A 9536-nucleotide genomic window follows, 5' to 3' on the forward strand; every position below is an offset into this window, starting at 1 on the left:
CCCGCCGCCGGCAACGATGCCGCCGCTGCGCCCGCCGAGACGCCGGCCGCGCCCGCGGCCACCAACGCCGATGCCGCTGCACAGCCTGCCGCCACGGAAGGCGACAACGCCGCCGCCAAGCCGGTCGCCGCCAAGACCCCGAACGGTCCGGAGCCGGTCGCCGGCACCGACTACGTCGACATCGCCGGCGGCCAGCCGTTCCAGCCGACCAACGGCAAGATCGAGGTGGCCGAGATCTTCGGCTATGTCTGCCCGGCCTGCGCGCGCTTCCAGCCGCTGATCGGCCCGTGGAAGGCCGGCCTGCCGTCGGACGTGCGCTTCGTCTATGTGCCGGCGATGTTCGGCGGCACCTGGGACGACTACGCCCGCGCGTTCTACGCCGCCGAGGCGCTGGGCGTGCAGGAGAAGACCCACGAGGCGCTGTACAAGGCGATCCACGTCGACGAGACCCTGAAGGGCGAGCGTGGCCGCGACTCGGTGCAGGACATCGCCAACTTCTACGCCAAGTACGGCGTGGACCCGAAGCAGTTCGCCGACACCATGGGCAGCTTCGCGGTGGCCACCAAGACCAACCGCGCCAAGCAGTTCGCCACCCGTAGCGGCATCACCGGCACGCCGTCGCTGATCATCAACGGCAAGTACCTGGTCAAGGGCAAGAGCTACGACGACATGCTGCGCGTGGCCGATCACCTGATCGCGCGCGAGCGCGCGGCGATGGCCAAGTAAGCCGTCCGCCCCGGGCCGCACCGCCGTGACCGCTCCCGCCACCCGCACCCTGCGCGTGCTGACCGCCAACATCCAGGCCGGTTCCAGCACGCGCCGCTACAGCGACTACGTGACCCGCAGCTGGTCGCACGCGCTGCCGGCCGGGCGCAAGCGCAGCAGCCTGGACGCGATCGCGCAGTTGGCCAGCGACCACGACATCGTCGGCCTGCAGGAGGCCGACCCCGGCAGCCTGCGCTCGGGTTTCACCAACCAGACCCACTACCTGGCCGAGCGCGCCGGCTTCAACTACTGGAGCCACCAGCCGAACCGGCGCGTGGGCGGCGTGGCCTCCAGCGCCAACGGCCTGCTCAGCCGGCTGGAGCCGGTGGAAGTGCAGGACCACGCCCTGCCCGGCCGGCTTGGCGGGCGCGGCGTGCTGCTGGCCAAGTTCGGCAACGGCGCCGAAGGCCTGGCGGTGGCGGTGGCGCACCTGTCGCTGGGCGCCAACTCGCGTGCGGCGCAGTTGGCCTTCATCGCCGAGCTGCTGTCCCATCATCCCAACGCGGTGCTGATGGGCGACTTCAACTGCGTCGCCGACCGCCCGGAAATGCAGTTGCTCTACAAACGCACCCGGCTGCAACCGCCGGGCTGCGTGGTGCCGACCTTCCCCAGCTGGCGCCCGCAGCGCGCCATCGACCACATCCTGGTCAGCGACGGCCTGCGCTGCAACGAACAGCGCGCAGTGCCCGCCGCCTTCTCCGACCACCTGGCGGTGGCCACCGAGATCGACGTGCCGCAGCACGTGTTGCGCTGAGGCGCCATCGCGCCACAGTCCGCTCGGCGGCGCGAAACCGTCAGCAGCGGCAGCGCGCCTGCCAAGCCCAACCCGAAGGGTCGCGGTTGCGCGGGGATGGATGACACGCACTAGAACAGCGTCTCCTTGAACGGCAGCATCGCCGCGCCCAGTACCGTGGCATGCGCTTGGACTTCGCCGACCAGCAGTGTGGGATATGGCGAGGCGATGCCACGCCGCGGGGCCGACTCGAACGCAATGCGGGCGATCAGCCTTCGCGCAAGATCGGCAGGCAGGCGCGCACCGAACACGATCACCGGCGGATCGATCAGCGCAATGGTCGCCGCCACCGCCAGCGTCACCGTCGATTGCACGGCATCCAGCCAAGCGTCGATCTGCGGCCACGCCGGGTCGTACTGCTGCAGCATCGCATGCAGGTCCGGCAGCGCGTGACCGTCGGCGACCAGCGCCTCGCGCAGGCTCTCCAGCGTCGGCCGTGCCATGCCGGTGATGGCCGAAATACGGCCCAGTTCGCCAGCATTGCCGTGCGCGCCGCGGCACACGCCGCCGTCGGCGATCACGCCCGCGGCGAATCCGTCGCCGATGTACAGATAGACCAGGTCCGGCGTTCGACGGCCGATCCCATACACCGCCTCCGCCAGAGCCGCGCAATGGGCGTCGTTGTCCATCCAGACCGGCAACTGCAGGCAATCGGCGACGAATCGGTCCAGTTCGACCTCCACCCAGTCCGATGCCAGCGACAGCGGCGGGTTGACGCGCGCGCCCTCGCCGATGCGCGGTCCGGTCATGCTCAGACCAACGCCGAACAGCTGTTGTCGGTCCACAGCAGCGGCCTGTAGCAGTTCCTCCACCATCGCCGGCAACTGCCGACGCACGTCAGCCAACGTGAGCGGGAATGCAGTGAACTGACGCATCCCACGGATCTGCCCGGCGAAGTCGATCAACAGCACCGCGATGCCATCGACCGTCAACGAGACGCCGACGCTGTACGCGTAATCCGGCACCAAACGCACCAGGCGACTCGGCTGGCCGCGCCCGCGACGCGGCGATGGCCCCAGTTGCAGCAGGCCATGCGCGACCAACGGATCGAGGATGCCCTTTGTCCCCGGCACGCTGAGTCCAATGGCGCGGGGCAGATCGGCACGCTCGACCTGTCCCGCGCGGCGGACCAAGTCCAGCAGCATGCGCTCGCTGGTCCCAGCCACGTTGCCGTCGCTGCGGCGGCGGTACTGCGGACGGACAGCGGCGTTGGCGAAGAAGCCGGACACGCGAAGCGACAGCGGGGGCGTTGTCATATTTCTTTTAATTAACCAACTTAATTTAATGCATCTTCGGCCACCACTCTGGGGCCGCCCAAGACTGGATCGTGCCATGCGTCTGCTGCCGCCTCATCCCCTTTGCGTCTTCCGCTCGCCCGACGCCTCCTCTCCGTCCGTTCTGTCGCTGGCACTTCGCCTGGCGCTGGCTGGCGTCCTGCCGTTGGCATCGCCGGCATATGCCGATGCGCTGCAGGCCGACGAGGATGCGAAGACCATGGATGCAGTGCAGGTCCGCACCTCGTTCCAATCGCAGAACACGCGCGCCATCGCCACCAAGCAGGGGGCTTCCACCATCGTGGATTCGATCGCCGCCGACAGCATCGGGCAGTTGCCGGACTTCAACGTCGGCGACGCGCTGCGCCGGGTCGCCGGCGTGAGCACGGTGGAGTACCAGGGCGAACCGCGCTATGTGACCGTGCGCGGCCTCAACGGCAACTACAACAGCATGTTGATCGACGGCTTCGCGTTCGCCAGCAACGATATCGGCAGCCGCCAGGCGCTGATGGACGTGCTGCCGGCCAATTTCGTCGATCGCATCGACGTGGTGAAATCGCTGTTGCCGGAAAACGACGGCGGCGCGATCGGCGGCGTCACCGATCTGGTCACCGAAAGCGGCTTCGAGCGGCCCGATGGATTGCTCACCGCCGCGGCCAAGGGGGGCGTCAACCTCATGGGACAGCGCTACGGCGGGCGCACGCCGGCCGGCGAAAGCGAACTGAAGTGGAGCAAACGCTTCGGTCGCAACGACGAATTCGCGTTCCTGGGCGCGGCCAGCGCCTGGCGCCGCGTGATCTCGGTACCGCAGGAGGAAAACGGAAGCGGCCTGAACTGGTACAACGCCGACGGTACGCGCTCCGCCTTGGCCTATGGCGGCGTCGGCAACGCGGTGCCCAGCGAGCGGCGTTGGTACAACTACGACAACACCCGCGAGCGCCGCGGACTGACCATGCGCCTGGATTGGCAACCGGATGGCCCGCTCAGCGGCCATCTCGCCGGCTATCGCTTCCGTCAGCGCGAGACCTCCGACCGCGACGCCGAGGTCGCGCAGGTGCAGAACAGCGCGCGCCTGGTTCGCACCGGCGCCGACAGCGGAACCCTGGACAATCTCAATCAGCTTGTCGAACTGGGCCAATTGCGCTGGAAACGCGGACTGACCGGGCTCAACGGCGAACTGCTGGCCGAACTGCCGGCGCAGTGGCGCGGCGCACTGCGCGCCAGCACCTCGCGCGCCACGGTGGATAACCCGCAGACCTGGGACCGTTTCCAACAGAACCGCTTGGGCTACGCGTTCGACTGGAGCGACAGCCTGCCTGCGTTCACTGCACTCAACCCGGCGCTGGCCGACGACCCGACGCGCTACGCCAACCTCTATCACCAGCAGGAACGCACCCGCTACGCCGAGCGGGTCAGCGATCTGCAATTGGAATTGCGCCGCAACATGGACGAGGACAGTCGTGGATTGGGCGTGGCATGGGGCCTGCGACAGGTGCGTACGCACATGCGCACGTCCTTCCAGCGCACCACCTGGAGCGGGCTGCCCTACACCCTGGCGGACGTGCTGGGCGATTCGACCTGCGGGCTGGGCTGCAATACGCCGATGCTGACCATCGATCCGGCCCTTGCCGACGCACGCTGGGATGCCGTCGCCGACCAGGCACGTGGCGTGGTGGACACCGCCGCGCAGAACAGCGGCAGCTACGCCGTGGACGAACAGGTGCGCGCCGGCTTCGTCCAGGCGCAATGGCGGGGCGAGCGCTGGCGCCTGGCCGGCGGCGTGCGCTTGGAACAGACCCGTTTCGGCAGCGACGGACTGCAACTGAGCGGATCGACATGGAGCCCGGTCAGTGCCGTGCGTCGCTATCGCAACTGGTTGCCGTCGCTCGCCGGCCAGTGGCAGACCAGCGCCAACGGCACCCTGCGCTTCGGAGTCTCGCGCTCGATCGGGCGCCCGCGCCTGGACCAGATGGCGCTGAACGGCGGCGTGCTGACACTCAGCAGCACGCCGCCCACGCTCAACCAGGGCAACCCGGACCTGCAACCGCGTCGCGCACTGAATCTGGATCTCGGCCACGACTGGACCTTCGACGATGGCGGCAGCCTGCTGTCGATCGCGCTGTTCCACAAGACCATCCACGATGAAATCTTCCGCTACGGCCAGCTGCAGTCCCTCGACGGCCAACAGGTGCTGGTCACGCAGCCCCGCAACGTGGACCGGCCAGTGCGGCTACGCGGCCTCGAACTGAGCGCGATCAAGGAACTCGGGCCCTGGCTGCCCGCGCTGAACGGCCTGTCGGTGAGCACCAATGTCACGCTGCTGGACGTGGACTACCCGGTGGTGCTGGGCGACGGCAGCCGTACGACGCTGTCGGTGCTGCCGCAGCAGCCCAAGCAGCTGTGGAATCTGGCGCTCAACTATGCGCGGGGTCCGCTGAGCGCCTCGCTGGCCTGGAACCATACCGGTGTGTTGTGGGACGACCGTTACCCCAACTACACCAACCAGTTGGAGTTCTATCGCAACCGCTACCAGCAGGCGTTGGACCGCGTCGACCTGAAGCTGGGCTGGCAGGTATCGCCCTCCGTCGCGCTGAGCCTGGACGTGCTGAACCTGACCGGACAGGGCTACGAGTACCGCATCGGCCGCCAGCAGGAATACGTGCAATCGGCCTGGAAGATGGCGCCGACCGTGATGGTCGGCCTCAATGTCAAACTCTGAGGCAAACCGCATGTCATCGTTTTTCGATACCAGCATCAGCCGTCGCCAGTTGCTGGCCGCGGCCGGCGCGACGGTCGTGGCTTCGGCACTGCCGGCGCAGACCATTTCGCCACAGCCGCCGGATGTGGGACGCAAGTTCCTCCGCTCACGGCGCCCGCTGCCGTTCCCCGGCAATACGTTCCTGGGCCATCTGCAACAGCAGGGCGATGGCTACCAGAGCTTCGACCGCGTGCTGGACATCTATCGCGAATTCTCCGAGCACCGCTTCGTCGACAAGTTCGCCTTGCTTCCACCGAGCAGCTATCACGTGACATTGCTGGGCGGTGTCAACGAGATCGACCGCGCTGGTGGGCCATGGCCCAGCGACATGGCGCGCGACGTACCGCTGAGCGACATCCATGCGACGTTCCTGGCACGGCTGCAGCAGCGCGGTGTCGCGCCACTGGGCGCATGCCGGTTCCTGATCGATCCTGCGGCAGCGAAGACCGGCCGCAACGACAATCTGCTGATCCCGTTGCGGCCCGCGGACGCAGCGACCGCGCTGCGGCTGGACGCCGCCCGCCGCAGCCTGATGGCACTCATTCGCCTGCAGCGCCCGGACTACGTCGACTACCGGTTCCACATCTCGTTGGCCTATCTGTGCGACACGCTCGATGAGGTCGAACATGCCGCCTATCGGAAGGCGGTACACGACTGGCTGGCGCGGCTCGCCGCGGCCGGACCGATCACCGTGCCGCGCTTCCACTTCTGCACTCTTCAGGACATGTACGCGTTTCGGACGCTGCAAGAGGTGTGAGGCGCCCAGGCGACGGACGACATCGGCATGCGAAACGCGCGGCGCGGGATACGCGCCGCAACGTCCGTCACACCGCTAGAACTTCAGATCCGCCCGCACATACAGGTAACGCCCACCGGGAATGCCGTAGGTGGAGGCGTCGTAGCCGTTGAGCGAACACGACAGGCAGATCGGCGGGTCCTTGTCGAAGACGTTGTTGACGCCGCCGCTGAGGGTCAGGCCCTTGAGCCAGTCGAAGCGGTAGCCCACCTGCAGGTCGTGGTAGGTGATCGCGTCCAGCGTGTTGGTGCCGGCCACCGGGTTGCTGCACACCGGGAACGCGACCGCATCGCCGCACTGCTCGGTCAGCTCGGAGATGTGCCGCAGCGTCCACGACGCGTTCCAGCGGCCGCGCGACCAGTCCAGGCTCAGGTTACTGGTCCACTCGGGAATCGAGCTGTCCACCACCTCCACGCCCGGGCGCTGCGGCTGCACCTGGCCGGCCGCGCCGGTGGCGACGTAGCGGGTGACGAAGGTGTTCTGCCAGCCGATCTTGAAGCGGCCGGCGGCGGTCTCCGGCGAGTTCCAGAACAGGTCCACGTCCCACCCGTCGGTCTTGATCGAGCCGAGGTTGGTCAGCCGGTTGTTGAAGCCGTTGATGCCGCCGGTGGAGGCGCGGGTGATGCCGTTGCAGTAGGTCGGCGACAGCGTGTCCACGCACAGGTCGAGCTGGGTCTGCGCGTTGATCGCCTGGATCGCGCCGTCGATGTCGTGGCGGTAGAAGGTCACCTCCACGTCGAAGCGGTCCGACCACGGCACATTGCTGGCGAACCACGGGCTCCACACGAAGCCGGCGCTGAAGCTGCGCGCCTTCTCCGGCTCCAGCGCGCGGTTGCCGCCGGTGGTCACCGAGATCTGCGAGTTGGCCTGCTGGTAGCCGGCCGGCACGCCGAGCGTGGCGCAGTTGCTGGCGCTGCCGCGCGGCGCAGTGCCGCCCAGGCCGATCGAGCACGGGTCGGACAGGGTCAGGTCGGCGCGCGCGGCCGAGCCGTACAGTTCGCCGATGCTGGGCGCGCGGAAGCCTTCGGCATAGCTGGCGCGCAGCACGAAGTCCGGCGCCACCTGCCAGCGCAGACCGTACTTCGGGGTGAACTTGCCGCCGAAGGTGGAGTAGTCGGAATAACGGCCGGCCAGGCTGAGGTCCAGTTTGTCGCCCAGCGGCGAGTCGGCGAAGATCGGCACGCTCAGTTCGAGGTAGGCCTCCTTGACGTCGTAGCTGCCCTGCGTCGGCAGCGACGGCACGCCGTTGTAGTGGCCGATCACGGTCAGCGGATCGGGGCGGTAGAAGCCCTCGTACTTGCGGTATTCCACGCCGGTGGCGAAGGACACCGCGCCGGCCGGCAGCCGGAACAGGTCGCTGCTGAGGTTGGCGGTGAACTGGGTCAGTTCGTTCTGGCTGCGGTCGTGCACCACCGGCTGGATCCAGCGCAGCATGTCCGGGGTGATGCTGCCGGCGCCGCCGAAGATGTTCAGCGGCACGCAGCCGGCCACCGCCGCGCACGCCGCCGGATCGCCCAGCGCCAGGTTGATGTTGTAGATGTTGTAGCTGCCGTAGTTGGTCTGCTCGGCCTTGTTCTTGCTGTAGGCGCCGTTGACGTCCCAGAACCAGGTGCGGTCGGCGCCCTCGAAGCTGCCGATGAAGCCGGTGCCGACATACTGGGTGTCCACGCGCTGCTCGAACACGCGCGCACCGCCTTCCACCGGGCGGCGCCCGATCATGATCAGGTTGCTGCCCGAATCCAGCGCGAAGCCGAACGGGTTGTAAGGGTTGGCGGCGGAGATGACGATGTTGTCGGCCAGCGGATTGCCGGTGCCGGCGTCGGGCCCGAGGAAGATCGGTTCCGGCGCGGCCTGGTTGGTCGACTCGCGGCGGTTGCCGAGCAGCTTCAGGTACCACTGCACGTCGTCGTTGAAGAAGAAGCGGAACTGGCCGAACACGCCCTTGCGCTCCGACGGGGTCAGCAGCAGGTTGGACGCGGCGAAGTTGTAGCGGTCGGCGGTGGTGAAGCAGTGGTAGTCGTCGCTACGGGTGCAGCCGCCGGTGCCGTCGTAACGCGGCGTGCGCGCACCGCTGTTCGGGGTCAGGTTCTGCTCGGCGCCGGTGTTGGGGTCGACGAAGATGAAACGCCCGTCCGGGGTGGCCGAACTGCCGAAGCTCAGGCCGGTGCCGGGAATCGGATACAGCGACTGCGCGCGGTCGCGCGCGTAGATCGGATCCTGCTTGGTGTAGCTGGCGCCGAGGAACAGGCTGGTGCGCTCGGTGCTGTGGCCCCAGGCCAGATCCACGCCCTTGCTGGCGCCGTCGCCCTTGTCGTACTCGCCGTAGTTCAGGGTGACCTGGCCGCCTTCGAAATTGCGCCGGGTGATGATGTTGACCACGCCGGCGATGGCATCGGAGCCGTACAGCGAGGAGGCGCCGTCCTCCAGCACCTCGACGCGCTCGACGATGGCCAGCGGGATGGTGTTGAGATCGGTGGCCGCGCCCACGCCCGAGGCCGAGGACTCGTTGACCCAGCGCATGCCGTCGACCAGCACCAGCACGCGCTTGGCGCCCAGGTGGCGCAGATCCACCTGCGCCGAACCGGCACCGACGCCGCTGCCGTCCGGCGGGAAGCCGAAATTGCCGGAGGAGTTGAACTTGGCGTTCAAGGCCGAGCCGGAGGCGGTGAGTTCCTGCAGCACATCGCCGATGGAGGTCAGGCCGGTGCGTTCGATGTCGGCGCGGCTCAGGGTCTGCACCGGCACCTGGCCCTCGACTTCGGCACGGCGGATGCGGGTGCCGGTGACCTGCACGCTGTCCAGCGTGGTGGCCGTGCCGGGGGCGGCCGGGGGCGTCTGTTGCTGGGCGCCGGCGATGGCGGGGACGCCGCCGAGCAAGACCATGGATACCGCGAAGACCAAAGGATGGCGGTGCAGGAAATTCATCCGTCTCTCTCTCCAGAAAGGATGTGGGTCGGCCGCTGCGACCCCCTGCACCGCGACGGCATGGAATTCTTTGTAAACAAATCGTAAACGCCGTGCAAGCATCCGGCAGGCAAAGCGCGGGCCATCGCGACGACTGGTCGATCTGGTAGACACGAGGGGTGCGAGATGTGGTCAAACGGCGACCTGCCAAGCCCCTCTCCCACCGGGAGAGGGGTTGGGGTGAGG

The 9536-nt window shown here is 67.9% G+C and carries 6 protein-coding genes; 4 read left to right on the forward strand and 2 right to left on the reverse strand.

Going from position 1 to position 9536, the window contains the following annotated elements:
• A partial coding sequence (locus D588_RS0102765; RefSeq protein ID WP_017914880.1) for a thiol:disulfide interchange protein DsbA/DsbL occupies positions 1-726 on the forward strand: 726 nt, incomplete at its 5' end.
• A 25-nt stretch (positions 727-751) separates the two neighbouring features.
• Entirely contained in the window at positions 752-1519 is a 768-nt protein-coding gene (locus D588_RS0102770; RefSeq protein WP_017914881.1) for an endonuclease/exonuclease/phosphatase family protein, read from the forward strand.
• Positions 1520-1629: 110 nt separating this feature from the next.
• Here D588_RS0102770 and D588_RS0102775 read toward each other — a convergent pair whose 3' ends face one another.
• Positions 1630-2787: an ROK family protein gene (locus D588_RS0102775; RefSeq protein WP_017914882.1), complete on the reverse strand. Its 1158-nt coding sequence runs from the start codon at positions 2785-2787 to the stop codon at positions 1630-1632.
• A gap of 169 nt (positions 2788-2956) precedes the next feature.
• Between D588_RS0102775 and D588_RS0102780 the strand changes: the two genes are divergently transcribed.
• Together D588_RS0102780 and D588_RS0102785 are read left to right on the forward strand one after the other, a co-directional pair.
• The gene (locus D588_RS0102780) at positions 2957-5551 is read left to right on the forward strand and encodes a TonB-dependent receptor (RefSeq protein ID WP_043083206.1); all 2595 of its coding nucleotides are present in this window, start codon (positions 2957-2959) and stop codon (positions 5549-5551) included.
• A 10-nt stretch (positions 5552-5561) separates the two neighbouring features.
• On the forward strand, positions 5562-6347 hold the full coding sequence (locus tag D588_RS0102785) for a DUF1868 domain-containing protein (protein WP_017914884.1): 786 nt from the start codon (positions 5562-5564) through the stop codon (positions 6345-6347).
• Positions 6348-6422: 75 nt separating this feature from the next.
• Here D588_RS0102785 and D588_RS0102790 read toward each other — a convergent pair whose 3' ends face one another.
• Positions 6423-9311 (reverse strand): TonB-dependent receptor, encoded by a 2889-nt coding sequence (locus D588_RS0102790; RefSeq protein WP_017914885.1) that lies wholly within the window; start codon positions 9309-9311, stop codon positions 6423-6425.
• Between the last annotated feature and the right edge of the window lie 225 nt (positions 9312-9536).

Origin of the sequence: Xanthomonas sp. SHU 308 (genome assembly GCF_000364645.1) — a bacterium.
Taxonomy (GTDB): Bacteria; Pseudomonadota; Gammaproteobacteria; order Xanthomonadales; family Xanthomonadaceae; genus Xanthomonas_A; species Xanthomonas_A sontii.